General features: G+C 71.0%; 21 protein-coding genes and 1 rRNA gene. 6 read left to right on the top strand and 16 right to left on the bottom strand.

Annotated features, from left to right (window positions below):
* Positions 1 to 91 (bottom strand): 16S ribosomal RNA (locus tag ACIBVN_RS29240); the annotation flags it as partial.
* A 480-nt stretch (positions 92 to 571) separates the two neighbouring features.
* Between ACIBVN_RS29240 and ACIBVN_RS29235 the strand changes: the two genes are divergently transcribed.
* Positions 572 to 1,573 (top strand): AI-2E family transporter, encoded by a 1,002-nt coding sequence (locus tag ACIBVN_RS29235; RefSeq protein WP_397141702.1) that lies wholly within the window; start codon positions 572 to 574, stop codon positions 1,571 to 1,573.
* On the opposite strand, the gene ACIBVN_RS29230 is transcribed toward ACIBVN_RS29235, so the two are convergent.
* Both ACIBVN_RS29230 and ACIBVN_RS29225 read right to left on the bottom strand, forming a co-directional pair.
* Positions 1,559 to 2,245 (bottom strand): DUF6597 domain-containing transcriptional factor, encoded by a 687-nt coding sequence (locus tag ACIBVN_RS29230; protein ID WP_397141700.1) that lies wholly within the window; start codon positions 2,243 to 2,245, stop codon positions 1,559 to 1,561. The two genes, ACIBVN_RS29235 and ACIBVN_RS29230, sit on opposite strands and share 15 nt — an antisense overlap.
* Positions 2,246 to 2,264: 19 nt before the next feature.
* On the bottom strand, positions 2,265 to 3,128 hold the full coding sequence (locus tag ACIBVN_RS29225) for a hypothetical protein (protein ID WP_397141698.1): 864 nt from the start codon (positions 3,126 to 3,128) through the stop codon (positions 2,265 to 2,267).
* 52 nt (positions 3,129 to 3,180) lie between these two features.
* Between ACIBVN_RS29225 and ACIBVN_RS29220 the strand changes: the two genes are divergently transcribed.
* On the top strand, positions 3,181 to 3,615 hold the full coding sequence (locus tag ACIBVN_RS29220; RefSeq protein WP_397141696.1) for a hypothetical protein: 435 nt from the start codon (positions 3,181 to 3,183) through the stop codon (positions 3,613 to 3,615).
* 25 nt (positions 3,616 to 3,640) lie between these two features.
* Here the strand turns inward: ACIBVN_RS29220 and ACIBVN_RS29215 are convergent, their stop codons facing one another.
* From ACIBVN_RS29215 to ACIBVN_RS29180, 8 genes are read right to left on the bottom strand one after another with little or no spacing between them, the layout of a single operon-like run.
* Positions 3,641 to 4,837, bottom strand: a complete 1,197-nt coding sequence (locus ACIBVN_RS29215; RefSeq protein WP_397141694.1) for an ABC transporter permease — start codon at positions 4,835 to 4,837, stop codon at positions 3,641 to 3,643.
* The gene (locus ACIBVN_RS29210; protein WP_397141714.1) at positions 4,834 to 5,496 is read right to left on the bottom strand and encodes an ABC transporter ATP-binding protein; all 663 of its coding nucleotides are present in this window, start codon (positions 5,494 to 5,496) and stop codon (positions 4,834 to 4,836) included. The genes ACIBVN_RS29215 and ACIBVN_RS29210 overlap by 4 nt, the downstream gene beginning before the upstream one ends.
* Positions 5,496 to 6,587 carry a peptidoglycan-binding protein gene (locus tag ACIBVN_RS29205; protein WP_397141692.1) on the bottom strand — a complete coding sequence of 364 codons (1,092 nt, stop codon included), beginning with the start codon at positions 6,585 to 6,587 and terminating at the stop codon, positions 5,496 to 5,498. The genes ACIBVN_RS29210 and ACIBVN_RS29205 overlap by 1 nt, the downstream gene beginning before the upstream one ends.
* A complete protein-coding gene (locus ACIBVN_RS29200) occupies positions 6,584 to 7,105 on the bottom strand; it encodes a hypothetical protein (protein WP_397141690.1) in 522 nt (173 codons plus the stop codon). Before ACIBVN_RS29200 ends, ACIBVN_RS29205 begins: the two co-directional genes overlap by 4 nt.
* A gap of 23 nt (positions 7,106 to 7,128) precedes the next feature.
* Entirely contained in the window at positions 7,129 to 8,556 is a 1,428-nt protein-coding gene (locus tag ACIBVN_RS29195; protein ID WP_397141688.1) for a sensor histidine kinase, read from the bottom strand.
* The gene (locus ACIBVN_RS29190; protein WP_397141686.1) at positions 8,553 to 9,230 is read right to left on the bottom strand and encodes a response regulator transcription factor; all 678 of its coding nucleotides are present in this window, start codon (positions 9,228 to 9,230) and stop codon (positions 8,553 to 8,555) included. Before ACIBVN_RS29190 ends, ACIBVN_RS29195 begins: the two co-directional genes overlap by 4 nt.
* Before the next feature lie 57 nt (positions 9,231 to 9,287).
* Entirely contained in the window at positions 9,288 to 11,063 is a 1,776-nt protein-coding gene (locus tag ACIBVN_RS29185) for a hypothetical protein (protein ID WP_397141684.1), read from the bottom strand.
* On the bottom strand, positions 11,060 to 12,121 hold the full coding sequence (locus ACIBVN_RS29180) for an AAA family ATPase (RefSeq protein WP_397141682.1): 1,062 nt from the start codon (positions 12,119 to 12,121) through the stop codon (positions 11,060 to 11,062). The genes ACIBVN_RS29185 and ACIBVN_RS29180 overlap by 4 nt, the downstream gene beginning before the upstream one ends.
* A 245-nt stretch (positions 12,122 to 12,366) precedes the next feature.
* Between ACIBVN_RS29180 and erm the strand changes: the two genes are divergently transcribed.
* Positions 12,367 to 13,188 carry an ErmE/ErmH/ErmO/ErmR family 23S rRNA (adenine(2058)-N(6))-methyltransferase gene (erm, locus tag ACIBVN_RS29175; RefSeq protein WP_397141680.1) on the top strand — a complete coding sequence of 274 codons (822 nt, stop codon included), beginning with the start codon at positions 12,367 to 12,369 and terminating at the stop codon, positions 13,186 to 13,188.
* Here the strand turns inward: erm and ACIBVN_RS29170 are convergent.
* Entirely contained in the window at positions 13,177 to 14,571 is a 1,395-nt protein-coding gene (locus ACIBVN_RS29170) for a hypothetical protein (RefSeq protein ID WP_397141678.1), read from the bottom strand. The genes erm and ACIBVN_RS29170 overlap by 12 nt on opposite strands.
* 117 nt (positions 14,572 to 14,688) lie before the next feature.
* Here ACIBVN_RS29170 and ACIBVN_RS29165 point away from each other — a divergent pair, with 117 nt between their 5' ends.
* The gene (locus ACIBVN_RS29165) at positions 14,689 to 16,260 is read left to right on the top strand and encodes a molybdopterin-dependent oxidoreductase (protein WP_397141676.1); all 1,572 of its coding nucleotides are present in this window, start codon (positions 14,689 to 14,691) and stop codon (positions 16,258 to 16,260) included.
* Positions 16,261 to 16,491: 231 nt separating this feature from the next.
* On the opposite strand, the gene ACIBVN_RS29160 is transcribed toward ACIBVN_RS29165, so the two are convergent.
* From ACIBVN_RS29160 to ACIBVN_RS29150, 3 genes are all read right to left on the bottom strand, one after another.
* Positions 16,492 to 17,901, bottom strand: a complete 1,410-nt coding sequence (locus tag ACIBVN_RS29160; protein ID WP_397141674.1) for a carbohydrate-binding protein — start codon at positions 17,899 to 17,901, stop codon at positions 16,492 to 16,494.
* Positions 17,898 to 19,460, bottom strand: coding sequence for a chitinase (locus ACIBVN_RS29155; protein WP_397141672.1), 1,563 nt, complete (start codon positions 19,458 to 19,460; stop codon positions 17,898 to 17,900). Before ACIBVN_RS29155 ends, ACIBVN_RS29160 begins: the two co-directional genes overlap by 4 nt.
* Before the next feature lie 225 nt (positions 19,461 to 19,685).
* Positions 19,686 to 21,515, bottom strand: a complete 1,830-nt coding sequence (locus ACIBVN_RS29150) for a M14 family zinc carboxypeptidase (RefSeq protein ID WP_397141670.1) — start codon at positions 21,513 to 21,515, stop codon at positions 19,686 to 19,688.
* A 161-nt stretch (positions 21,516 to 21,676) separates the two neighbouring features.
* Between ACIBVN_RS29150 and ACIBVN_RS29145 the strand changes: the two genes are divergently transcribed.
* Positions 21,677 to 22,588 (top strand): ATP-binding cassette domain-containing protein, encoded by a 912-nt coding sequence (locus tag ACIBVN_RS29145; RefSeq protein ID WP_397141668.1) that lies wholly within the window; start codon positions 21,677 to 21,679, stop codon positions 22,586 to 22,588.
* On the top strand, positions 22,585 to 23,346 hold the full coding sequence (locus ACIBVN_RS29140; RefSeq protein WP_397141666.1) for an ABC transporter permease: 762 nt from the start codon (positions 22,585 to 22,587) through the stop codon (positions 23,344 to 23,346). The genes ACIBVN_RS29145 and ACIBVN_RS29140 overlap by 4 nt, the downstream gene beginning before the upstream one ends.
* Before the next feature lie 35 nt (positions 23,347 to 23,381).
* Here the strand turns inward: ACIBVN_RS29140 and ACIBVN_RS29135 are convergent, their stop codons facing one another.
* A complete protein-coding gene (locus ACIBVN_RS29135; RefSeq protein ID WP_397141664.1) occupies positions 23,382 to 26,447 on the bottom strand; it encodes a BTAD domain-containing putative transcriptional regulator in 3,066 nt (1,021 codons plus the stop codon).
* Positions 26,448 to 26,488 lie beyond the last annotated feature (41 nt).

Below are 26,488 nucleotides of genomic sequence, written 5' to 3'. Positions count from 1 at the left end.
TCGAGTACCCCGAAGGGCCTTTCCGCTCGACTTGCATGTGTTAAGCACGCCGCCAGCGTTCGTCCTGAGCCAGGATCAAACTCTCCAAACAATGTTTACGTCTGGATTGTGAATCCAAGCAATTTCCGTCAAAAGACGGGGATATGCATGTATCTCATGCACTGGCTTTTAACACACTGTTGAGTTCTCAAGAAACGGACGCGTACTTCCTCACTCGAAACCGTTCAGGCTTTTCGCTCGGAGGCGTTCATTTCGTTGTGTCTTAATTCTTTCAGCCGTTCAAGTCCCTGTCAAATTGACCCGACTTGCTCGATCTGTGGGAATTAATCCGCGCCCCGCTTCCGGGACAACCCCTCTAACTTACCAGCCCACATGAGTAGACGCGAACGCCACCGCCGTGGAAGTGTCAGGAGGTCGCCCCCGAGTGAGCCCGGCGATCACCGCCGCCCTCGTGGGACTGGTGAACTCTATGTACGCCTCCGGGAACCGTCAAATCGATGGTTCGGCCGCGCACCAGGGGTAGGTACCGGAGGTGCGAGATCAAGCCGCGCCCCGGGCACTCATCATCCTGGTGGGCATCGCCGCCGCGATGGTCGTCCTCTACGGAATCCGTGAGGTGGCGCCGATCGCCGGTCCTGTCGTGCTGGCCCTCGTGCTCGTCATCGCCGTCTCCCCCGTGCGTGCGCGCCTCGCCGCGCGGCATGCGCCCATCTGGCTCCAGGTGGCCGTGCCGTTCCTCATCGTCGTGCTCGTGCTCCTCGGCATGGTCGGCATCCTGACCATCTCGGCCACCCAGCTCGCCTCGCTGCTGCCCACGTACGCCCCCGAGTTCGACCGCCTCCTCACCGACGCGCAGCACTGGGCCACCACGCACGGCCTCAGCAACGAAATGATCAATAGAGGTCTGCAGGCGTTCGACCCGGCGAAGATCGTCGAATTGGCGCAGAGCCTGCTCGGCAGTTTGATCGGCATTCTGTCGGCGATGTTTCTCATCGTCGTGTTGTTGCTGGCGATGTGTCTCGACGCGCCGGTGACCGCGAAAATCCTCACCACCGGCGAGGGCAACAGGCCGCAACTGGTGACGGCCCTGGGCACGTTCGCGCACAAGACGCGGCGCTATCTGATTGTCTCGACCATATTCGGGCTGATCTACGCGATCCTCGACGTGATCGCCCTGTCGCTTCTCGACGTGCCGCTCCCGCTGCTGTGGGGCGTGCTCGCGCTGATCACCAACTACATCCCCAACATCGGATTCCTCATCGGCCTGGTGCCGCCCGCCATGCTCGCCCTGCTGGACGGCGGCGTGCAGAAAATGTTGCTCGTCGTCGCCGCGTACACGGTCACCAATGTCGTCACCCAGTCGTTCATCCTCCCCAAATTCCTGGGGGACGCCGTGGGGCTCTCCACGACCATGACGTTCATCTCGCTGATCGTGTGGACTTTCGTACTGGGGCCGCTGGGCGCCATTCTCGCCATTCCGCTCAGTTTGCTGGCGCGGGCGCTGTTCATCGACAGCGATCCGAGCGCCGGGTGGGCGCAGGCGCTGGTCTCGGGGAAGCTACCCGGAAAGTGAGACGAGGTGGCGCATGGACACCCCGCTCAGCCGCTTGACGTCGTGGGACAGGTGCGCCTGGTCCGCGTAGCCCGCCGTGACCGCGACCTCTGCCAGCGGGACGCCGGCGCGGGCCAGGGCCAGCGCCCCCTGGAAGCGGACGATGCGCTGGAGGGTCTTGGGCGCGTAGCCGAACGAGGTCAGGCTGCGGCGATGCAACTGGCGCTCGCTGAGCCCGAGGTCCCAGGCCACCTCCCCGACCGTGCGGCCGTTCCTGAGCGCGCCGGCGATGGCGGAGCCCACGGGATCGACCGACTCCCCCTGGGCGAGGCGCGCTCTGACCGCGGCACGCATCGCGTCGAGCCGCCGCGCGGGGCAGATGTCAGGGATGTGCAGGGGCGGGAGGTCGGACAGCGGGACGCGCTGGTCGCGGAGCTCCTGGAGCGGGACGCCGAAGAAGTCGCCCGCCGCGCCCGGCTTGAACCGGATGCCGACGAACGTGTCGCCCGAAGCCATGGGCGCCGGCATGGGCCCCGTGTCCGGACCGGCCACGAACAGCCCCTGCGGCCCCCAGATCAGGTCGACGCAGGCGTCGGGCACCACGAGTTGCGTGGTGTCCGCCTCGCTGACCTGGTGCCACACGCAGGCGACGCGGTCGGCGAGGTCGGCGCCGGGGGGCCGTTCCACGTACATGCCCCCAACGTACGCGACCTCACCGACAGAACTCCGGCAGCAGCCCGTACGCGCGCAGCGTCTTGAGCCGATGGACGGCGAGGTATCCGCCCCATTCGTGCTCCACCACAGGGGTCCAGATCAGCCAATTGAGACCCCACTTGTCGTCATCGAACTGCGTGTCCATGTATGCGGTGAGATGGTGGTCCAGGACGTCCCGGGTGAACAGCGGCAGCCGCAGCGGCTCCGGCGCGAAGTCCAGCGGGAAGTGAACGTGCCCGGTCTCGTGCACATCGAAGGAGACCGTGGCCAGGATGGCCCCCCGCAATCGGGCGAACTCGGCCTCCGCGCGGTCCCGCTCAGTCACCAGGTCAAGGAACGTCACGATCGCGCGAGCCTCGTACGGGCCCACCTCTTCCAGTGCGGCGATGCGTGACCAGCAGAAGTCGGTGGCGGCGGCCAGCCAGGGATGCGTGCTGCCGTGCTTGTGCAGCAGCCCCGCGATCGACGCGGTGGGGATGAGGCTCCCGGGCGGCGAGTCGGAGGTCTCCCACCAGGGCGCGTGCAGCGTGTCGCGGACGGACGGCAGGACGAACGGCACGCCGCCGTCGGGTGCGCTGACGCGGGCCAGGTAGTCGCAGGCGGCGGCCACCATCGGCGAGTCGAACGCGTCGAGCTCGTCCAGGATCCAGAACGCCACCTCGACCGGCTCCGGCTGGCTGCCGGCGCCGCGCAGGTCGGGCTCGAGGGCGTTGCCGAAGCCGCCGTCGGCGTTCTGGTAGCAGCGCAGCACGTCGAGCACCCGCTCAGGCGGTCCGCCCCTGAAGAGCGCCTCGAATCGCAACCTGTCGATGAGGCGCCCGTGAAGCTGCAGGTATCTCTCCGCGCGGTCGATCACATCCATGAAGGCGAAGCTATCCCTTCCCCCGGGCCGTTCTCTTGTCAGAATCGGACGTGTGGAGCGGCAGCGGCGATGGGATGAGGACGAGCGGTTCACCGGCGTGAGCGACGCGGCGGCGATGCTGCCCGCCGTGCGGCAGCTCGGCGAGATGATGCGCACGGAGGGGTGGGTGACCGAGGAGCCCGAGGCGCATCTCCTCCCCCACCTGCGGCGCGCGCCGGGCTGGGAGGTGCTGGGCGAGCGGCAGCTCGACGACGGCTTCTACGAGGTGCTGGCCCGCCCGGAGGAGGAGCTGGAGGGCATCGACGTGCAGCGGGCCGTGATCAGGCTGCTGTCGGTGATCGCCGAGCCCTCCTTCCTGGTACGCCAGGCGGGCGGCAACGTGTACGACTGCGTGACCGGCGTGATGCCCGGCGACCCTCCGGGGATCTTCAAGTCGCACGGGCACCTCGTCCGGGTCATCGTCGTCACAGAGCAGGTCAGGGAGTAGGTCGGGAAGTAGGTCACGGAGCAGGTCAGGGAGTGGCCAGTGCCTCCGTCGGCGACATGCGGGCGGCGCGTACGGCCGGGTAGAAGCCCGCGACGCCGCCGATGACCAGCGTGGCGAGTACGCCGCCGAGCATGGCCCAGAGCGGCACGGTCGCGGGCCAGCCCTGGAAGCCCGCGTAAGCCGCCGTGACACCGATGCCGAGGAGCACGCCGCCGACGCCGCCGATGGCCGACAGCAGCAGCGACTCGGCCAGGAACTGCAGGCGGACCTGGCCGCGCGTGGCCCCCAGCGAGCGGCGCAGACCGATCTCCGCGCGCCGCTCGAGCACCGAGATGACCATCGTGTTGGCCACGCCCACGCCGCCCACCAGCAGCGCGACGCCGCCGAGGCCGAGCAGGAGCGCGTTCAGCGTGGCGTCGGTGGCCTGTTTGGCGGCCAGCACATCGGACGGTCTGGAGACCTCGACCTCGTTGGGCTGCTCCGGGTTCGCGGTCGCGGCGAGCACGTCGCGCACGGCGACGACGGACGCCTCCTGTGCCCTGGTGTAGATCGTGGTCGGGTACCCGTCGAAGCCGAGCCGCTCCTCGGCGACCGGCCAGCCGACCAGGGCGGCCGTGTCCAGTTCGGGGGCGAGCGGCGCGGGCGCGAGCACGCCCACGACGGTGAACCACCGCCCGCCGAGCCACACCCGCTGGTCGGGACCGGCGTGGACGACGCCGAGCCGGTCGGCCGCCTTGGCGCCGAGCACGGTGGCCGGGTAGCGGTGGGTGGCCTCGTTCAGCCAGGTGCCGCCGGCTACGGTGGCGCCGACGTCCCGGAGCAGGTCGAGCCGGGCGGCGGTGACGGAGACGCTGCTGGTCTGGGCCGCGGGGATGTGGTCGTTGCGGTACACCTTGGCCGGTGTCGTGCCGGTGGCGGTGACCGCGGTCACGGGCGCGATCTGGCCGATCATGCCTTCGGCCGCCGCGGGCAGGTGCGACGCCTCGCCGAACAGGGTCTGGCCGGGCGAGACGGTGAGCAGGTTCGTGCCGAGCGCTTCGAGCTGCCGGTTGAGGTTCTCCTGGCTGGAGGCGGAGATGCCGACGACGCCGAGCATGGCCGCGATGCCGATGGCGATGCCGAGCGCCGACAGGAACACCCGCAGCGGCCTGGCCCGCAGCCCCGCCCCGCCGACCCTGACCACGTCACGCGGCCGCATCCGGGAGGTCACCAGGGCGGTCATGTCCGGACCCCCTCCGCCACCTGGCCGTCGAGCATCTCGACCTGCCTGGGCAGCGAGGCGGCGATGTCGCGGTCGTGGGTGATGACGACCACGGTGGTGCCGCCCGCGTTCAGCTCGCGCAGCAGCTCCATCACGCCGGCTCCTGAGCGGGAGTCGAGGTTGCCGGTCGGCTCGTCGGCCAGCAGCAGTCGCGGCTCGCCGACGACGGCGCGGGCGATGGCCACGCGCTGCCGCTCGCCGCCGGACAGCTCGTGCGGGCGGTGGCCGAGCCGGTGCCCGAGCCCGACGCGTTCCAGGGCGTCGTACGCGCGCAGCCGCCGCTCCCGCAGGGGCGGACCCGCGTACAGGAGGCCGTCGGCCACGTTGTCCAGCGCGGAGACCCCGGCGGCCAGGTGGAACTGCTGGAAGACGAAGCCGATGACGTTCGCGCGCAGCGCGGACAGCTGCTTGTCGGTGAGCGAGCCCACGTCGTGCCCCGCGATGCGGACCAGCCCGCCGGAGGGGCGGTCGAGCGTGCCGATCATGTTGAGCATGGTCGACTTGCCCGAGCCTGAGGGGCCGACGATGCCGACGAGCTCGCCGTGGTGGATGTCCAGGGAGACCCCGCGGAGCGCGGCGACGTCGCCGTAGTGCTTGCTGACGTCGTGCAGTTCGACGATCACTTGGGCACCGCCACGGTCATGCCCTCCTGCACGCCGGTGACCTCGACCTGGCCGTCGGCGAACATGCCGGTCCCGACCGCGACGTAGCGGGTGGACGAGCCCTCGACGACCTGCACGCCGTAGCCGCCCTCGGCCAGCGCGAGCAGCGCGCCGACGGGCACGGCCAGGACGTTCTCGCGCTGGTCCGACACGATGGTGACGTCCACGGGGGCGGCGTCGTACGACTTCTTCAGCCCGCTCACCGACACCTTGACCTCGACCGTGGTGGCGGCGTCGTCACCGGTGCCGGTCTCGGTGGCGACCGTGCCCACGCTGCTGATCTTGCCGTTCACCTTGCTGCCGTCGGGCAGCTCGACGGTGGCCTTCATGCCCTTCCTGACCAGGTGCTCGTCGGCCACGTCGAGGTTGACCAGCACCTCGCGGGTGGTGCCCGTAGCGGTCAGCACGGGGCCGCTCGCCGTGTCGCCGAGCGCCTTCTTCAGCTCGCCGACGCGGATGGGGCCGTCGGCGATCACGACGTCGCCGGGCCGCACCTCGCCGGTGGCTTCGAGGCCCAAGTCGTCCTGCCAGTCCTCGACTGCCTCCCTGGTGGCCCAGGTGAACGTGCCGTCCACGTCGAAGCCGGTGTGGCCGAGCGCTTTCAGGTTGCGTTCGAGCAGCTCGACGTCCTTGCCCTCGACGCCGTCCGCCAGGGTGCGGTAGAGGGGCATGGCGCCGTACAGGAGGGGGCGGCGGTCGGCGTCCACGCTGTAGACGCCGTGGCCCCGGGTGATGGTGGCGCCCTCATCGGGCAGCCAGGTGATCGTGCCCTGGGACTTGCCGGTGACGGTCAGGGTGTCGCCGTAGCCGAGGGTGCCGTCCACGGTCTCGGTCTCGATGAGGGTGGTACGGGTCACCTTGGCGGTGGCGGGGGGCGTGCGGGCGGCGGCGGACGTACCGGTGCCGTCGCCGCCGAAGCCCACGGCGGCGGTGGCGACGGCGGCGGCGAGCAGCGCTGCGCCGCCCGTCCACGCCAGCGTCCGCAGGGGGCGGCGCCGGCGTGGCGGTAAGGCACGCGCGGCCACCAAGGGCTCCTTGACCTGCGTCACTTCCGCTCTCCCGTCTTGCGGAGCTTGCCGCAGACCTCGAACGCCTTCTTGAACGTGGGGTCGTTCCGGTCCAGGTTCAAGGGCGTGTCGCTGGTGAAGGTGCCGTCAGGGTTGGGGTCGGGCCAGTCCACGCCGTTCTCGCGCATGCACTTGGCCAGCTCGCGGAGCTGGTCCACCTGCTCCGGGTCGAGATTCCCGCGGTCCTTGAACGGGGCGTAGGACTGGCAGGCCTCGATGGCGTCCGTGACCTTCTTCTTGTCGGCGTTCTTGCCGATCGACCGCAGGCCGCCGCCACCGTCCGGGTCGGGGTCCTCCATGGGGATCCCGTGGTCGCGCATGCACTGCGCGAACTTCCTGGCCTGCTCCTGCGGGTCCGTGGTGCCGGTGGGGCTTGTGCTCGCGGAGGGTTTCGCGGACGAGCCCACGGCTACGGAAGCGACGCCCGTGCCGTTCTGCTGGCCGCCGCAGCCGACGGCGAGCGCGGCCAGCAGGGCGGTCGCGATGATTGTCCTGGTCATGCTCCGAATGTGCCGAGCGCGCTTCAATGCGGGCTGGGAGCCGCCTCGGAGTCAGGTAGGAGCACGCGGAAGGTCGCGCCCTCACCGGGCGCGGTGTGCACTTCGACTCGGCCGCCGTGGGCGCGGACGATGGCGGAGACGATGGCCAGGCCGAGCCCGGCGCCGCCGTCGGACCTGGATCTGCCCTGCCCGACGCGGTAGAGGCGGTCGAACAGGCGTGGCACGTGCTCGGGCGGCACGCCGGGCCCCGTGTCCGAGACCTCCAGAACGGCCGTGCCGTCCGACCTGCCGACCTTGACGGTGACGGAGGCGTCGGGAGGCGTGTGGCAGAGGGCGTTGGCGACGAGGTTGGCGGCCACCTGGCGCAGGCGGGCGTCGTCGCCCATGACCGAGACGGGCGCGAGCGGGCCGTCGAGCCCGGCGAGCTTGACCTGCCGGTCCGGTACGCGTACGCGGGCGTCGCGGATCGTGTCGGCGGCCACCGCCAGCAGGTCCACGGGGCGCGGGTCGAGCGGGCGCTCCTCGTCCAGCTGGGCGAGGGTGAGCAGGTCGTTGACCAGCACGCTCATCCTGGCCGCCTCGTCCTCGATCCTGCGCATCGCCTCGTCGGCGTCGCCGCCGCCCCTGCGGTGCAGCTCGGCGAAGCCGCGCACGGAGGTGAGCGGGGTGCGCAGCTCGTGGGAGGCGTCGGCGAGGAAGCGGCGCATGCGGGCCTCTGAGCCGGTCCTGGCGGCGATCTCGGAATGGAGGCGGTCGAGCATGACGTTCATGGCACCGGCCAGGCGACCCGGCTCGGTGTGCGGGTCATGCGCGGGCACCCGCCGGGCGAAGTCGCCGCCCGCTATGTGGCCGACCGCGGCCTCCATCCTGGTCAGCGGGCGCAGACCGAGGCGTACCAGGGCATCGGCTGCCAGGCCGAGCAGAAGCAGCACGAACGCGCTCACCGCGACGAAGATGACGGCGGCGGAGGTCTGGGTCTGCTCGACCTCGGCGAGCGACTGGGCGAACACCAAGGTCTTGCCGTTGGACAGCTGCGCGGCACGGACGCGCCACGAAGGCCCTGAGGTGCCCGGCACGGTGTAGGCTCCGTCGAACCTGCTCTCGCCGATGACGGGACCGGGCTCCTCGGGGGCGCCGCCGAACTTGAACTGCAGCGCGCCGTCGGAGCCGTAGACCATGACCTGCTGGACGGCGGCTATCCGTTTCGTGAGGATCTCGGACAAGAAGCCGTTCATCGGGACCTGCGTCGGTTTCGGGGCCACCGTGAAGACCGGGGCGCCATTGACCTCCGCGACCCTGGCGAGCTGCTCGAGCTGCTGGTCCACCCGGTCCATCAGGTTGTCGCGGAGCAGCGCGACGCCCGCCACGTTGGAGAGCACCAGCCCGAGCGTCGCGACGCCGAGCACGGCCATGACCAGGCGGGTGCGCAGGGTCCAGGTGGCGGGCCTCACCGCGGGGTCCTCAGCGTGTAGCCGACGCCGCGCACGGTGTGGATGAGCTGCGGCTCCCACTTGTCGATCTTCTTGCGCAGGTAGTAGACGTACGACTCGACGATGCTGGAGTCGCCGTCGAAGTCGTAACGCCACACGCTGTCGAGGATCTGGGCCTTGCTCACCACCCGGCCCGCGTTGGTGAGGAGATATTCGAGCAGGTTGAACTCGGTGGGCGACAGGTCGACCGGCACCCCCGCCCTGCGTACCTCGTGAGCCTGCGGGTCCAGCTCCAGGTCGGCGTAGCGGAGGATCCCGTCCCGGGGCGTCGAGCGGCTGCGGCGCAGGATGGCGCGGATGCGCAGCACCACCTCCTCCAGGCTGAACGGCTTGGCCACGTAGTCGTCGGCGCCCAGCGTGAGCCCCTGTACGCGGTCCTCCACCCGGTCGCGGGCGGTCAGGAACAGCACGGGGATACGCTCGCCGAGCCGCCTGGCGACCTCGAACCCGTCGAAGTCCGCCAGCATCACGTCGAGCACCACGATGTCGGGCTTGAACTCCCTGGCTGCCGTCACCGCCTCCGCGCCCGTCTCCACGGTCCGCACCTCGAACGACACCAGTCGCAAGGTCTGCGAGAGCAGGGCGCGGATGTTCGGCTCGTCGTCCACGACGAGCACCCTGGCAGGTCGGTCCATGGGTAAAGGTCTACCCGAGCCACTTCAAAGCGAGCTCAAAGTGCCGCGCGGAAGCGTTCACTTCACGTAGAACACCGGCCCGCGCGGCCGGAACGGCAGCGAGGCGCCCTGTGGCACCAGGAACGCGTGCTCCCTGCGGACGCGCAGCACGTCGCACCAGCCGTCGGTGATCACCAGGATGGGGCCGTCCGGCGGGAAGTCGTCGGCCTGCTCGAGCAGCCTGACACCGGGCTGGAGCACCGTGCCGCCCCGGCCGCGCACCCTGACCTTGCCCGCGATCTCCTCGACCGGCAGGTATCCGGCGTCGTAGGCGGCGGCGTCGCAGAAGACCACGCGGGCGCGGGGCACGTCGCGGGCCGCGGCGTAGGACGCGATCGCGCCGAGCGCCTTGCCGAGCAGCTTCACGTCCATGGAGCCGGAGGTGTCCAGCACGACCCCGAACGTGGCCTTGCGTACGACCTCCTCGGGACGCACCCAGCCTGGCCGCGGGATGCCGGGGCTCGACGCTTGCCTGCGCGATGCGCGGGCGTAGGAGCGCCGCTTCTCCTCCGGCTGGAAGTGCTCGTCGAACCAGCGGGCGAGCTGGGCGTCCCAGGGCAGCGGCGGCTGGTCGAGCGCGCGGATCTCCTGCTCGAGCCCGGCGGGCAGCAGGCCCCGGCCGCTGCTCTGGTGGTAGGCCAGGCCGGTGCAGAGCGCGTTGCGGTAGTAGTCGTCGAGGTCGACGTACCCGCCGGCGCGGCGCGGCGGGTGGTCGAGCACGTCGCCGAGCCCGCGCCCGCGCAGGGTGGCGAGCTTGCGCAGGCGGCGCAGGTCGGTGGCGATGCGGTCGTAGACGGTCTCCGCCGACAGGCCGCTCAGCGACTGGTCGAACAGCAACCCCTCCGGCATCTCGCCGACGCCCATCTCGACCAGCCACCCGTTGATCACGTAGTCACAGGCGACGTTCCACAGGTACGGCTCGCGCATGCCGCACCGCTCACCGTGGCGCAACGCGGCGTGCAGCATCTCGTGGGCCAGCACGAAACGCCATTCGGGCTCGGAGTGCCGGGCGAGCGGGTTGATGTAGATCTCCCCCGCCTCGGCGCTGACCGCGGCGATCGAGATCGACCAGCCCCTGGCCAGCTCGGCGTCCGAGACGATCGTCATGCCCGCGGCCAGCGCGCCGAGCAGCGGGTACGACGACGTGAACCAGCGCAGCGCCCGGTCCCACGGGCCCTTGACATGCCCTTCGACCGGCGTGCGGGGCTCGCCGGCCCGGTCGAGCGCGCTGGTGGCCGACTCGGCGATGCCGATCGCGAACGTGCGCTGGAAGTCCATGTCCTCTGCCAGCTTGGCCGAGCCGATGCGGAAGTCGGGCTCGCCCAGCGGCTTGAGCTGGACCGGGACGCCCTGCCTGCGCCAACGCTCGGACAGTGCCACCTCGTCATGCTCGGGCAGCTCGTCAGGGAGCGGCCAGGGGCAGCGCCCGATCTTGAGTGTGCGCAGGAACCGCTCCACGGCCAGGCAGCAGGCCGCGTGGTAGGCGGGCTCCGGGCGCTCGCCGTCGATGTCCTTCGGCGCACAGGCCCGCGGGTCGGCGTGGCCGAAGCCGAGGTGGAGCAGCAGGTGGGCGAAGACCCACGTCCACTCCTCCGCGGGGGCGCGGCGCTTGGGGTGGAAGCGCACGTCGCCGTCGTCGGTGACGATGGCCCAGGTGTCACCGCCCAGCTCGTCCTGCTCGGCCTCCAGCAGGTAGCTGTGGAAGACGCGGAAGAGCGGCAGGCGGACGACGGCGTTCCAGCCGTTGTGGACCTCCGCCCGCCACGGATCGACCTTGGCCTTGGCCCGGCTCACGACCGGGCCGCCATCAGCCGCGGCACGTCCCTGCCGACCTCGACCAGGAACCAGGTGGGCAGGGCGGGCGCGCCGTCGGCGTTGTTGGCGATGACCAGCTGGGCGCATTCGAGGGAGATCTCGGCCAGCTCCACCAGCAGCGTCTTGGCCCGGAAGCCCAGGTCGCGGGCGCGGGAGGAGGCTCCGCGCTTGTCCGTGGGCAGCTCCTTGATCAGGCGGGCGCGGAACGCCTCGGCCAGGAAGTAGAGCAGGTCGCGCTCCTCGGTCCTGCGCGGCCAGGGCGCCTCGCCCTTCAGCACGGCCTCCAGGTCGTACGCGTGCCGGACAGTCTTGACGTACGCGCGGAAGGCCGAGGCGTGCGTGGCGGTCAGCGTGCCGAACGCCAGCATGGCGATCGTCTCGTCGGACACGTCGTCACCGTAGGAGAGCAGCACGTCGGAGAGCATGTGCCAGGCCCGCGGGGAGGAGAACGGCTCCTCGGTCTTCGGCGGCGGGCTCCACAGGTGGTCGGGCCGCTGCACCAGGTAGTCGACGATCCACGGGTGGATGCCGTTGGCGGCGGCCCACTTCAGCCAGTCGTCCGCCGAGGCCCGCAGGTGCACGTGGACCAGCCGGTTGATCAACGCGGACGCCATCGGACGGGCGAGCGCGTTGTCGGTGGCGCGGTTGCCCGCGCCGATCACCACCGAGCCGGCGGGCAGCTCGTACGTGCCGATCCTGCGGTCGAGGATCAGCGAGTAGAACGCCTTCTGCACCTCGGGCGAGGAGGCGTTGAGCTCGTCGAGGAACAGGCAGTACGGCTCCGCGCGGGCGATCGACTCGGGCGGCGCGAACCGGCTGCGCCCGTCGACCAGCTCGGGCACGCCGATCAGGTCTTCGGGGGCGAGCTGGGTGCCGAGCAGCGTCACGCACTCCAGGCCGAGTGAGTCGGCGAACTCGCGCACCAGCGAGCTCTTGCCGATGCCGGGGGCGCCCCACAGGAACACGGGCCGGACCACGGCGACGTGCAGCAGCAGCTCCGGGAGCTGCGCCGGGGTGACCGTGACCGTTGCCTGCACGCCTTCCAGGGTGACGAACCTGGCACCGACCGCGCATCACATTTAATTGCGTTGCCCGGCCGACCGGCCGCTGCCTACTGTGGCCGGCATGACATGCATGTTCGCCTGCCCCGTCTTCATTCGCATCCGCCGTGGCCGGGCTCTGGCCCGCTAGCGGACGCGAACGTATGGAGCGGTAGCGTCCGCACGCGTGCCCAGGGCCCTTCGAGACCTGTCAATCTCGAGGACCCGAAAGGGCAAGTGCTGTGGCGCAGAATTTCGCGCACGGAAACTATTCACATACTCAACGCAAAGCCAGGAGCACCGGCGGCCGCACGCCCAGAGACCGGGCGCGGCGCACTCTCTCGCAGAATTTCCTGGCCGACCGGCATGCCGTCGACCTCATGGTGAAGGCCGCCGCCCCCGAAGGGCTCGTGCTGGAGCCGGGCGCGGGCGAGGGCGTGCTCACCTTCGCGCTGGCCGAGGCGGGCGCGCGGGTCGTCGCCTACGAGATCGACCCGAGACTCGCCGTACGGCTGGCCGCCCGCACGCGGAGCGATCCCAGGATCGACGTGGTCAGGGGCGACTTCACGGCCGCGCGGGCGCCGCGCGAGCCGTTCGCGGTCGTGGGCAACATCCCGTACTCGATCACATCGAAGATCGTGGACTGGTGTCTGCGGGCACCTTCGCTGACCTCGGCGACGCTGCTCACCCAGCGGGAGTACGCCCGTAAAAGGACGGGCGACTACGGCCGCTGGAGCCTGGTCACGGTCGAGTCGTGGCCGTGGTTCAGCTGGCGGCTCGGCGACACGATCGGCAGGGAGGGCTTCCGCCCCGTCCCGTCGGTCGACTCGGCGATCCTGCGCATCGAGCGCAGGCCGCACCCGCTGGTGAATGGGCACCGCTCCTACCAGGAGCTGGTCGAGCTGGGCTTCGGCGGGGTGGGCGGCTCGGTGCGCGCCTCGCTGAAGGCGCGCTACCAGGGGGTGGACGCCGCGCTGGCGGCCGCGGGCGTCGCCCGTGACGCCGTCGTGGGCCACGTCCACCCCGACCAGTGGATCACCTTGTGGGAGCGCCTATGCCGGTGACTTGACCCTGGCCGCCGTCGAGGACCCGACGGCGGGAGCCAGTCCTGGGGCCGCGGCCGCGACGCGGCGGCCCCAGGGCATGGCCAGCAGCAGGACGGGCAGCAGCACGATGGACGCCCGCGACCAGTCCTGGTGCAGGTACCACCAGGAGTTGACGTCGAACTGCGTCATGTAGAGATAGCCGTATCCGGACCAGATCGACACGCCCACGATGGCCGGCCAGGCGAACCTGGTGGGCCTGGCGACCAGGAACGGCATGAACCACAGCAGGTATTGAGCGCCCAGCCGCGGCGTGACCACCATGAAGATCAGCAGGATGGCGATGGTCATGTCGATCGGGTCGGCCCGCCGCCAGATGAGGATCGCCGCGATGACGCACGCGTAGATGAGGTTCGTGCCGAAGGAGGCCAGCTCCGGTATCAGCGCCCAGTCGCCGCCGGTGAACCACGGCGTCCAGCCCCATTCGCCGATGATCGGCCGGATGTCCCGGATCGTGTTGATGACCGCGGGGATCTGGTCGAGGGACGTGCCCGCGAAGATCGGCAGCGTGACCAGGAAGAACACCGGCAGGAGCCCGGTGGTGAACAGGGCGGCGACCCTGGAGCGCAGGTTGGGCAGGAGCAGCAGCATGCCGGGGATCAGCCAGATCGGCCAGCTCTTCGCGCACAACGCGAGGCCCATCAGGACTCCGGCCAGCGCGCCCCGCTTGAGGTCGGCCCGGTCGCCGGGCCCCGGCAGCAGGGCGCGGTGCAGCATGCCGCCCCGGCCGATCACACGCGGGATCGAGGAGCGCACGCCGTACGCGGCCACGCCCGCGCGCACCTTGGCGACGACGTCCGTCGCGATGCCGGGACGCTCCAGCGGGCCGGAGCCGCGGGCGACCACGAACGCGGCCACACCGAACACGAGCGCGACCGGCTCCACCTGGCCGTGGATGCAGGCGATCATCACGGCGAGCGGGTTGAGCGCGTACTGCAGGGCCCGCAGCGACGCCTTGGGGCCGCCGGCCAGCTTGGCCACCAGCGGGATGAGCACGATGTCGGCGACCACGGTGACCAGGCGCCCGGCGTACTCCCACGGGATGCCGAGCCAGAGCAGGATGCCGTACACGTACGGGATGGTCGGCAGGAAGTGCCAGCCGCCCTCGCTGGCCAGCACCGGGTCCTGTCCGCGCAGCACGGCCTCGCCCGCGGGCTTGAAGCTCTCCATGAAGTCGACCGGCTGCCAGGAGTCGATCGCCGACGTGTACATGATCAGCAGGCGCACGGCCACGCCCACGAGGACGGCGACAATGAGCGGCGGACGCCAATCGCGCCATTGGGCGATGAGAGCGAGTACGACACCGGCGACGAGGACTATCCCCGTGAGAACTGCGTAATCCATGGCGGCCTCTAGCCTGCCGCAACACCGGCAGTGCTGCCACCAGGGCTTCCAATTCTTATCCCCGACATGCCGATACGTATGGCGATTGAGCATCACTGTCTGTGTTGAACTTTTTCCATGGGGGGATCGCAGGTCAACCAGGCACTGGTCAGGCTCTATTTCGAGGTGAGGGATGGGACGCGCGACCCGGTCGCCACCTGGGCGAAACTCACAGCGAATTCACAGCAATACCGGGCGGCGCGAGGTGATCGGCGAGTGCCGCTCGACGACGGCACGGCGGCGGAGCTGGTGGCCGCGGCGATGGTGCACACCGCCGGTCAGCACGGGGCCGCCCGGGTGGCGGCGCTGGCCACCTCGCCGCTGGCGCGGCTGGTCGGCGGGCTCGGCGGCGCGGTGCTGACCGAGCATCCGTGCGCGCCCGATCAGGTGCTGGGGCCGCGGTTCGCGGGTCCGGGCGCCGACGACTGGGCGCGCGCGGCGTACGTGCTGCAGTGGGGGGAGAACAACCGGCTGGTGCGCACGCCGGACACGCCCTGGGTGATCGCCGGGCGGTACAAGGGGCAGAAGGTGGTCGCGGTCGGCACGCATCCCACGCGGCTGTCGGACGAGACGCTGGTCGTGCGCTCCGGCACGGACGGGGCGCTCGCGATGGCCATGGGGCACGTGCTGCTCAAGGAGTTCTACCTGGACAGGACGCCGTTCGCCAGGCACGCCATGGAACGCACCGACCTGCCGTACCTGGTGCGGCTGCGGGCGCGCGAGGACGCGTACGTGCCGGGCGGGCTGCTGGGGCGCGGGTGTGGCCGGCTGAGCGTGTACGGCGGCGAGGCGGTGGAGGTGCTGCTTCCGCGCTTCGACGACGGACCGGGCGTGCTGCGCCGCGGCGTGCCGGTGCTGCGCGAGGGTGACGAGCTGGTGACGACCGTGTTCGACCTGCTGCTGGCCGTCTACGGCGTGTCGCGTCCCGGGCTGCCGGGCGTGTGGCCGTCCGGGTACGCGGACCGGGCCGAGCCGTACACGCCCGCCTGGCAGGAGGCGTGCACGGGGGTGGCCGCGTCGCGGACGTTGAAGATCGCGCGTGAGCTGGGCGTGACGGCCGAGAAGACCGGCGGGCGGTGCCTGATCGTGCCGGGGCGGCTCGACACGCCGCACGCCGACACCGCCTACCGGGCGATGCTGGCGCTGCTGGTGCTCACCGGGTGCGGGAGCGGATGGGCGCAGGCGGGCGGGGCGGGGATCCCGCTGGTGCCGTACCTGTGCCTGCACGCGTGCGGCGAGGACCTCGCGGACGTGGGCGCGCTGAGCTGGGCGCTGGCCGAGGGGCTGTTCGCGCGCAGGACGTCGCGCTCGGTGCTGCTGGAGGCGGTGCGCGACGGCTGGCCGATGGCGCCGCCGCCGCGCGTGCTGGCCCTGCCGCGGCCGATCTACCCGCTGCCGCCCGACGTGGACCTGCTCATCGGGCCCGACGACCACTGTGACATGTCGTCGCCCGACGCCGAACTGGTGGCGGACGCGGTCGAGAAGCTGTCCGGGCTCCGGCCGTCCGCCGAGACCAGGCGCGGTTCCGGCGGGGGCCGGATGCGGCTGCTGGTGGACCACGCCTGGATGCACGAGTACGGCGAGGCGCTGCCCACCTACCGGCCGCCCGGTCTCGGCATCCCGCTCAAGCCCACCCAGCTCGTCACGTGAGCCCGTTGCCCGCGTCGCCCATGATCGGGCCCGAGGATCGAGATCAGCACCTTCTTGCCCTGTGCCTGCTTGTCGCCGTCTCCACCGCCGCCGCCCGCCGTGGTGCCGCTCGCCTCGGGCGTGTACGCCGAGCAGTTGTTCGCGACGTCGCAGGCGCGGACCTTGAACCCGACGTCATCGGTGTGCCTCCGTGCGGCCCGCCCCCTGCGCGGGGACGGGCCGCACAGCGGGTCAGAAGCCGGCGGTGATCCTGGTGAACTCCCAGTCGGCCTGGGAGATGCCGCTGCAGTGGGAGACCACGCCGCCGCCGGGGCAGGGGCGGTCGCGGTTGACGGCCCAGTAGGCGAGCCTGGTCAGGCCGCGGGCCTTGGCCCAGTCGCGGATCTGCGTCCAGGTGGACGGGGAGGTCAGCTCCTGCTGGTCGGACAGGCCGTTCATGCCCGAGATGCCCATGCGCGCGTACGCCTGGGCGTCGGTCCACCCGAAGGCGCTCTTCAACGCGTTCTTCAGGCCCTCGGAGGCGTTGACCGTGTCCTGGTACATGTTCGAGCCGCCGAAGTCGAACGGCATGATCGTGTAGTTGTCGATCGGCACGCCGAGCGCCTTGGCCTGGTTGATGAGGCGCACGCCGGGCGCGGTGGGGCCGGTCCTGGAGGTGCCGAAGGTGACGACGACCTTGACGTTCGGGTTGTTCTGCTTGACGATCTTGAGGCCGTTCAGGATGCGGTCCTGGACGGTGTAGTTCTCGAACTCGTCGGTGTTCTCGATGTCGAAGTCCACGACGGCCGGGCCGACGGCGTTGATGACCTGCTGCACCGCGCCCGCGAACGCCTGCGGCGTGGCGCAGTTGGGGCCGAGCTTGTTGCCCGACCAGCCGCCGAAGGAGATCTGGACGCTGCCGCCCTTGGACTTGATCGTGTTGATCGCCTGCTGGTCGGCGCCGCCGGTCAGCGGGCGGTTGCCGTCCCAGGCCGGGGTGCAGCCGCCGCTCGACAGGATGAACGCCATCGTGAACGACTTGACGCCGGTCGCGTCCATGACGGTGCCCGGGTTGGGCGGGTTGCCCCAGCCCATGTAGAGGTAGGGGGCGCCGGGCATCTTGGTCCCGCCGCCGGTGCAGCCTGACGTGGTGGCGGTGGCGTCACGCCCGGCCGACTCGCCCGCCGAGTTGTACGCCTTGACCGTGTAGGTGTGCGTCGTGCACGTGCCGAGCCCCGAGACGGTCGCGCTGGTGCCGGTGACCTGGGCCCGCTGGGTCGAGCCCTCGTACACGCGGTAGCCGGTCACGGTGCCGGACGAGGCGCCCCAGCTCAGCGAGATGCTCGAGCTGGTCACGGACGTGGTGACCGTGCCGGGCTGGCCGGGCGCGCCGGGGTTGCCGCCGCCCGAGCCGACCTTCCAGAGCGCCGGCACGTTGGGCGGCTCCCACCCGGGCTGGGAGGTGTGGGCCTGGATGCACACGTAGTCGACGCCGTTGTAGGTGACGACCGTGCCGATGGCGTACGAGGTCCACGGGGCCCAGGCGGCGGCCATCTGCTGCACGGCTCCGTAGGCGGCGGGCGCGGCGGCCGTGAATCCGGCGCCGGTCAGCGCGAGGGCGATCCCGGCGAGTAATGCGAGGAGTTTGCTGCGAAATTTCATGGCATTCCCTGGAGGTGGGGCTTGACGGTCTTGGAGAAGGACCAGTTGTTGCTGGCGTCCCAGTTGATGGACCAGGTCATCGCGCCCCTGATGTCCGGGTAGGCGCGCGGTGGCACGAAGGTCCCGCAGCTGGTGCGCTTGGCCAGGCAGTCGAGCGCCTGGTTGACGAGGGAGGGCGAGACGACGCCGCCGCCCGCGGCGCCCGGCCCGGCCGGCAGGCCCAGCGCCACCTGGTCGGGGCGCAGGCCGTTCTCGAGCTGGATGCAGGCGAGTGCGGTCATGAAGTTCACCGAGCCCTGTGTGTACGCCTGGGCCTGGTCGCAGCCGAGCATGGAGCCGGAGTTGTAGTACTGCGTGTGGACCACCGTGAGGATGTCCTTGATGCTCAGGGCGAGCTTGAAGTACTCCATCCCGGTCGACTGCATGTCGATGGTCTGGGGGGCCATCGTGATGATCAGTCCCGAGCCGGCCTTGGCGCGCAGCGACCTGAGCGCCTGGGCCATGTAGGTGGCGTTGAGGCCGTTCTCCAGGTCGATGTCCACGCCGTCGAAGCCGTAGGCCTGCATCAGCGCGTACACCGAGTCGGCGAACCTCGTCGCGGCGGCCGCGTCGGCGACCTGCACCCGGCCGGCCTCGCCGCCGACGGACAGGATGACCTTCTTGCCCCGCTGGTGCAGGGCCTGCACGTCGGCCTTGAACTGGGCGTCGGTGTAGCCGCCGACCGCCGTGGCCAGTCCGGGGTCGAGCGCGAAGGCGACCTGGCCCGGGGTGGCGGTGGCCTCGCCGAACGCGATCGCGACCAGGTCGTACTCGTCGGGCACGGCCGACAGCTTGAGCTCGGCGGCGGCGTTGGCGAAATTGTGCCAGTAGCCGGTGAGGAAGTGCTTCGGCAGGCTTCCACCGCCGCCGGTGCAGCCGGTGGTGGTGGCGGTGGCGTCGCGGCCTGCCGACTCGCCCGCCGAGTTGTACGCCTTGACGGTGTAGGTGTGGCTCTCGCAGGCACCGAGCCCGCCGATCGTGGCCGTGGTGCCCGTGACCGTGGCCTTGACAACGGTCCCCTCGTAGACGCGGTAGCCGGTCACCGTGCCGGAGGACGCTCCCCACGTGAGGGTGATGGCGCTGCCGGTCGCGGTGGCCGAGACGGCGCCCGGCGCGCCCGGCGCCCCGGTCGAGGAGCCGCCGCACGGGGCTCCGTTCAGCGTGCAGCCGGTGATGCCGGGGAAGTTGCCCGGGCTGCCGTTGAAGCCGAAGCTCGCGCTGGCTCCGGGCGCGAGCGCGGGCGCCCAGCTCGGGTTGGTGAACGTGTAGTGCTGTCCGCTCCGCGACATGACCGCGTCCCACGCGGAGGGGATCGAGTAGCCGGCGGGGACGTCGAACTGGACGTTCCAGCCGGTCATGGCCGTGGTGGCGCCGTTGGTGACGGTGACCTTGCCCTCGAAGCCGGAGCCCCAGTCGGAGACCTTGACGAACGTCGCGGTGGCCGAGGCGGCCTGGGCGGGGAGGGCGTACAGGCTGAGTGCGAGGGTGGAGAGGGCCAGGAGGATCGCGCGAGGTCTCACGAGTTCTTCCTTCGGGGGTGAGGCGCCGTACGGCTTGCGCCGGGGGGTGAGAGCGCAAGCCATACGGCACCGGCAAGGAGAGGCTGACTCGGATCCGATGAATTTATAGGAAACTTTCCTAAGTATTAGGCGCGATCGTAGCCTTGACACGGGAGGCTTACAAGACCCAAACACGACTCCGCCGTACAAGACACACGATCTTGTACGGCGGAGCGGCGGTGCGGTCTACGGTTGCTGGGTGATCCTGACGTCGTCCACGCCCGCCTCCACCAGGGAGGCCCCTGAGGCGTCGGCGGCGTCGATGAGGATGCGCACCGTCTGGCCCGCGAACGCGTTCAGGCTCGCGGTCGCGGTGGCCCAGGCGCCGTTGCGGTTCGAGGCCGCGCCGGCCTGGTTCAGGACCGTGGCGGTCGTGTTGCCGACCACGCGCACACGGAGGTAGTCGGCGCTGGAGGCGTTCGAACCGTGCGCCAGGTACCACGACAACGACAGGTTCAGCGCCCCTGTGGACGGCAGCGTGATCGGGGGCGACTGGATCGAGGTGACGCCGCCGTCGATGTCGTACGCGCCGGCGGAAGTGCCTGCCAGTCGGCCGGTCACCAGGTCGTTCGTGCCGCTGACCGTCGTGCCCAGCTGCTTGGCGCCCGACGAGGTGGTGGCCTCGGGGTCACCGCGCTCCCACTGGCCGAGGGTGGCGGTGTCGGTGCCCGACGGGTTGACGGTCCAGCCCGTCGCCGTCTCGAACGTGTCGGAGTAGACGGTCACCGGCGGTGTGCCGGTGCCGCAGTACTGGGCCTCCTTGCCGATGATCCGGTAGACGCAGTCCGAGTATTCGAGGAAGCGGAGCACGGCCTCCCTGTTGCGGGTGGTCTGGGGCACGATCTGCTCGTCAGGCGGGTAGAAGCCGGGACTCGCGCCCGTCGGGTACATCTCGAACGTGAAGCTGAAGATCTTGTAGACGCCCCACATCCAGTCGTCGATGGTCCCGTCGGTGATGTAGAGGTCGCTGGCCTGCTCGGGCGTGTAGCCGTTGGTGGAGGCCATGTTCTGGCCGAGCGTCGCGTGCGCGTCCCGGTCGTCCTGGGTCAGCCCGGGGGCGGTGTCGTTGAAGGTGTACCCGTAAGGCCAGAGGATCAGCTCGCTGTAGGTGTGCCAGTCGATGTGCGCCTTGAGTTGCTGCACGCCGCCGACGACCCGGCTGCGCACCCAGTTGGCCGCCGCCTTGACCTCGGGCGCCGACTCGGCGCTCGTGCCCCGGTACGTCTCGCTGGACGTCGAGCCCGACGAGCCGCCGCAGCAGCCCCAGTTGTAGGCCCAGTTGCGGTTCATGTCGGTGCCGACTGCCGACGAGCCGGAGTTCGGCTGCCGGTTCTTGCGCCAGGAGCGGTAGGAGCCGGTGGCGATGTCGTACTCGCCGCCGTCCGGGTTGAGGTCCGGCATGATCCAGATCTCCCTGGTGTTCACCAGGTTGGTGATCCTGGAGTCCGTGCCGTAGTTGTCGGCGAGCAGGTGCATGATGTACAGCGCCATCTCGACCGTCAGGTGCTCGCGGGCGTGCTGGTGGGCGGTGAAGAGCACCTCGGGCTCGTTCTCGTCGGTGCCCACGTTGTCGCTGATCTTGATCAGGCGCAGCGCCCTGCCCTCGTACGAGGTGCCGTACGTGGTCTGGCTGACGATGTTCGGGTGCGCCGCGACCAGGGCGTTGATGTCCGCGGTCATCTCCGCGAAGTTGTGGTAGCCGGAGTCCGCCGGCGGGAAGTCAAGCGCCCCGACGCCGGACGGGGATGTCGGGCGCGGCACCTCCGCCACCCGGTAGCCGAGCCGCCTGATGGCGGAGATCTCGGCTTCCGTCGCCGTGACCAGGACCGAGTCCTTGGCCACCTCCTCGATGGCCGCGCCGGTGGCCGCGACGGCGCTGCGCTGCTGCGCGTTCGCGGGGCCCTGGACGCGGTACTGCTTGTTGGCCGGGGGCTCCGCGGCGGCGCCCGCCCCGGTCATGCCGGTCAGGCTGATCAGGCTGAGGGCTGCCAGCAGGATGACTAATCGGTGTCTCACCTGTCCTCCTCGGGCGCTCGGGATCGGGTCGTATCCGGCGCCTGACCCCGAGACTGAAGACCCGGCCTCACCCAGGAAAGGCCCAAATTTACGGACATGCACCATCTCCCTGACAGGTCTTTGCCAGATGGATGCCAGCGGGCCAGGACACCGTCGGGGACATGATGTACGCGATCGAAGCCGAAGGGCTCGTCAAGAGATACGGCGACAATGCGGCGCTCGACGGCGTCGACCTGAGGGCCAGGACGGGCGCCGTGCTCGGCGTCCTCGGCCCGAACGGCGCGGGCAAGACGACCGCGGTCCGCATCCTCGCCACCCTGACCGCCCCCGACGCGGGGCGCGCCCTGGTCGGCGGGTACGACGTGACCCGCCAGGCCGGAAAGGTACGCGAGCTGATCGGCCTGACCGGCCAGTACGCCTCCGTCGACGAGAAGCTGACCGGCACCCAGAACCTGCTGCTGATGGGCCGCCTGCTCGGCCTGTCCAGGCCGGCGGCCAGGGCCAGGGCGGCGGAGCTGCTGGCCCGCTTCGGCCTGGAGGAGGCGGCCGGCCGCGCGGCGGGCGGCTACTCGGGCGGCATGCGCCGCCGCCTCGACCTGGCGGTCAGCCTGGTGAGCCGCCCGCGCATCCTGTTCCTCGACGAGCCGACCACGGGGCTCGACCCCCATGCCCGCGGCGGGCTGTGGGACGTGGTCAGGGAGCTGACCGCCGACGGCGTGACCGTGCTGCTGACCACGCAGTACCTGGAGGAGGCCGACCAGCTCGCCGACCACCTGCTGGTCATCGACCGGGGCCGGGTCGCCGCCGCCGGGACGCCCGACGAGCTGAAGGCGCTGGCGGGCGGGCACCGGCTCGACGTCAAGCCGCTGCGCGCCGCCGACCTGGAGAAGGCCGAGACGATCCTCGGCACTAAGGCCGTGGACGGCGTGGTGAGCATCCCCGTGCACGACCTGGCCGAGCCGCCCGCCGTGCTGAGGGCGCTCGACGACGCGGGCATCGTGCTCGCCGAGCACGCCCTGCGCCTGCCCTCACTGGACGACGTCTTCCTCACCCTGACCGGAGAGCACCGATGACCACCGCGATTTCCCAAGGGCTGACGCTGGCCTGGCGCAGCCTGATTCCCCTCAAGAACAGTCCGGGCCAGCTCCTGGGCATGCTGTTCCAGCCCGTGTTCATGATCGTCATCTTCGTGTACCTGTTCGGCGGCGCGGCCGGCGGCGACCGTGCGGGCGCGGTGGCGTACATGCTGCCCGGCGTGCTCGTCCAGGTGGCGCTGATGTCGACGATCACCACGGGCATGAACCTGGCCACCGACATCGGCAACGGCGTGTTCGACAGGTTCAGGACCATGCCGATCGCCAGGTCGGCGCCGCTGGCGGGACGCATCATGGCGGACCTGCTCACGCTGCTGATCACGATCGCGATGTCCATGCTCGTGGGATACGCCGTCGGCTTCCGCGTCACGACGGACCCGCTCAGCACGCTGGCGGGGCTCGGCCTGGTGCTGCTGCTGGCCATGGCGTTGAGCTGGGGCTCGGCCTGGATCGGCCTGGTGGCCAAGTCCGTCACGTCGATGCAGGGCATCTCGACGGCCGTCCTGTTGCCCCTCACGTTCGGCAGCAGCGCCTTCGTGCCCGCCACCGACATGCCCGGCTGGCTGACCTGGTGGATGAGCGTCAACCCCGTCTCCCACCTGGCCGGCGCCCTGCGCGGGCTGCTGACCGGCGGCCTGCACATGTCGGACGTGTGGATCACGTTCGGCTGGACCGCCGCGCTGCTCGCCCTCTTCCTCCCCCTTGCCCTTCGCGCCTACAACAGGAGAGTCCGATGATCGAGACCACCGAGACCATGACCACCCGCGACGTCCTACGTCGTGCTGCCCACCGTCCCGTAGACCTCTTCTCTTGACATGGCCGCGCCCTTGGCGAAGCACTCCTCGAAGTGCTCGTCACCGAGCGCGGCCCTGGCCGTTCGCAGGCCCTCCAGGGTCTCCGGCGAGGTGTTGTGCGGCTCCACCGCCGACGACGCCCCGAAGAGCACGGCCGCCCGCTCCTGACCGCCCGCGGCCTGCGCGGCCAGCGCGAACCCGGCCAGCACCAGCGACAGCACCGGCCGGTCCGGGCTGGTGTTCCCCAGTGCTTCCAGTGCCCGGCGGTGCTGCTCCAAGGCCGCCTCCACGTCGCCGTTGCGCGCCAGCGCCCGGCCGTAGGCCGTCATGACCGAGGCGATGAGCTGGGGCACCGGCGGGGACTGCGCGAGCAGGTCGAACAGCCCGCGATAGAGCTCCAGTCCCCGGTCCAGATCGCCGCGCTGGCAGGCGTGCGCGGCCTCGGCCAGCCCGAGCAGCAGCCGCGTGTGCGGCGCCGTCTCCCTGTCCACGCTCGCCCTGGCCCTGGCCAGGTCCGCGCCGGCGCCGTCGAGGTCGCCGCCGCGCTGGCGCAGCTCCGCCACCCTGACCAGCGTGGAGATCGCCTCGTCGGCTCCCACCCACGCCCTGGTCAGCGACCACGTCTCGGCTATGAGGTCGTCGGTCGGCGCTCCCCTGGCCGCCCGCAGCTCGGCGAGGCCGAGCAGCGCCTCGCTCAGCCCCCACCGGTCGCCGAGTTTCCTGAACCCGGCCACCGCCCGTTCCAGGCTCTCCTCACTACGCGCGGAGCCGCCGATCATGAGAGCGGCGCTGGACAGCCAGAGGTCGTCGCTCTGGACGTACGACTCGAGCAGCTCGGCGGCGTGCTCGTCGCGGCCCGCGGCGGCGGCCATGACGGCCTTGCCGATCTTCAGCATCGGGTGCAGCGGCCCCTCCCGCTCGGCCGTGCCGATCAGCCGGTCCATCCGGTGCGAGAGCGCGAGCATGGCGGGCCGATCGTTGATGATCGTGCTGAACAGGTTCACGCCGTACGCGAACATGCAGGCCGTGTACGCCGCGGCCAGCCCGGCAGGCGGCTCCTCGCCCGCCAGCTCGATCACCTGCGTGGCCCAGGCCGCGCTCTCCTGCCGGTAGCCGCACATCCACCAGTACCAGTTCAGCGCCCCGCACAGCCGCAGCGCCGGCTCGACGTCCCGCTCGTCGATCAGCCAGCGCAGCGCGGCGGCGAAGTCGTCGCGCTCGGGCGACAGGCGCTCGATCCAGGCCGTCTGCGCGCCCGTCCGCAGCTGCGGCACCGCCCGTTCGGCCAGGTCCAGCAGGTACGCCGCGTGCCGCCCCCGGTACTCGCCGACCTCTCCCGCCTCCGCCAGCCGTTCGAGCGCGTAGGCGCGGATGGTCTCCAGCATCGAGTAGCGGCCCTCGGGCGAGACCTGGACCAGTGACTTGTCGGCCAGCGCGCCCAGCACGTCCGCCGCTCCGCCGCAGACCTCCTCGACCGCCTCCAGCGTCGCCCCGCCCGCGAACACGCCAAGCCTCCTGGCCAGCACCCGCTCCTCCTCGCCCAGCAGGTCCCAGCTCCACTCCACCACCGCTCTGAGCGTCTGCTGGCGCGGCAGCGCGGTCCTGCTGCCGCCGGTGAGCAGCTTGAACCGGTCGCCGATGCGGTCGGCGAGCTGCTGCGGCGTCATGGTGCGCAGGCGCGCCGCGGCCAGCTCGATGGCCAGCGGCATGCCGTCCAGCCTGCGGCAGAGCGCCACCACGGCGGCCACGTTGTCGTCGTCGATCGCGAACCCGGGCCGGGCCGCGCCGGCCCGGTCCAGCAGCAGCCGGACCGACGGATACGTTTCCGCCTGTCCAGGGCTCGCGCCGACGGGCGGCGGCGCGAGCGGCGGGATGGGCGCCAGGTGCTCGCCCGGCAGGTTGAGCGGCTCCCTGCTCGTGGCCAGCACCCTCAGGTCCGGGCATTCGGTGAGCAGCCGCTCGGCCACCTCGGCCGCCGCGTCGATGAGGTGCTCGCAGTTGTCCAGGACGAGCAGCGCGGGCCGGCCCGCGACGGCCTCGGCCACCTGCGCCACCGGGTCGGTCCCGTCCGCGGGCATGCGGTACGGCGGCCGGTCGTCGCGCAGCTCCAGTGCGTCGAGCACAGTGCCAAGGACCTCGTTCAGGTCGCTGACCGGGGCCAGCTCGACCATCCAGGCCGCTTCGGCGGATCGCAGCGCCACCTCGGTGGCCAGCCTGGTCTTGCCCGCGCCGCCGGGGCCGACCAGCGTGACGATCCTGGCCTGGCCGAGCAGGGCGGCGAGCTGGTCCAGCTCGGCCTCGCGCCCGATGAAGCTGGTCCGCGGCGCCCGTACGTTGCCTCTCGGCCGGACGCGGACCTGCGGGGCCGGCGGGCGTACCTCTCCCGAGACCACCGCCAGGTGGGCGGCACGCAGCTCCGGCCCGGGATCGACGCCGAGCTCGTCGGCGAGCGTGCCGCGGGTGCGCTCGAACAGCTCCAGCGCCTCGGCCTGCCGTCCCTCGGCGGCGAGCGCCCGCATGGCCAGGGCGGCCAGCCGCTCGCGCAGCGGGTGCGCGGCGACCTCGGCGGTCAGGTCGACGGGCGTGCCGGCCGCCAGCCGCGCCTCGGCCTGGGCCTCCACTGCGGCGAGGCGGTCCTGCTCCAGGGCGGCGGCCGCGTTCGCCAGGAGCGGCACCGAGGTGAGGTCCGCCAGCGCGGGGCCCCGCCAGAGCTCCAGTCCTCCCCCGTTCCTGGCCGTCCGTCTGAACCGCAGAGCGTCCACGTCGCCTGGGTCCACGGTGAGCGCGTAGCCGCCCGGCCTGCTCTCCACCACCTCGTACGGACGCAGCGCCACCCGCAGCCGCTTGACCAGCGTCTGGAGGGCGTTGGCCGCGTTGGCGGGCGGCTCGTCCGGCCACAGGGCGTCGATCAGCCGCTCGGCCGTGACGGTCCGGCCGGCTTCCAGCGCCAGGATGGCGAGCAGCGCCCGCAACCTGAACCCGCCGACCGCGACCGGTCCCCCGTCGCCCTCGACCTCCAACGGCCCAAGGATGGATATCCGCACATGTCACATCCTGCCGTGCCTCTCCCGGCCCCCGGCACGGG

Source organism: Nonomuraea sp. NPDC049400 (assembly GCF_044466425.1).
GTDB lineage: Bacteria > Actinomycetota > Actinomycetes > Streptosporangiales > Streptosporangiaceae > Nonomuraea.
This window is presented reverse-complemented; position numbering and strand designations above follow the sequence as displayed.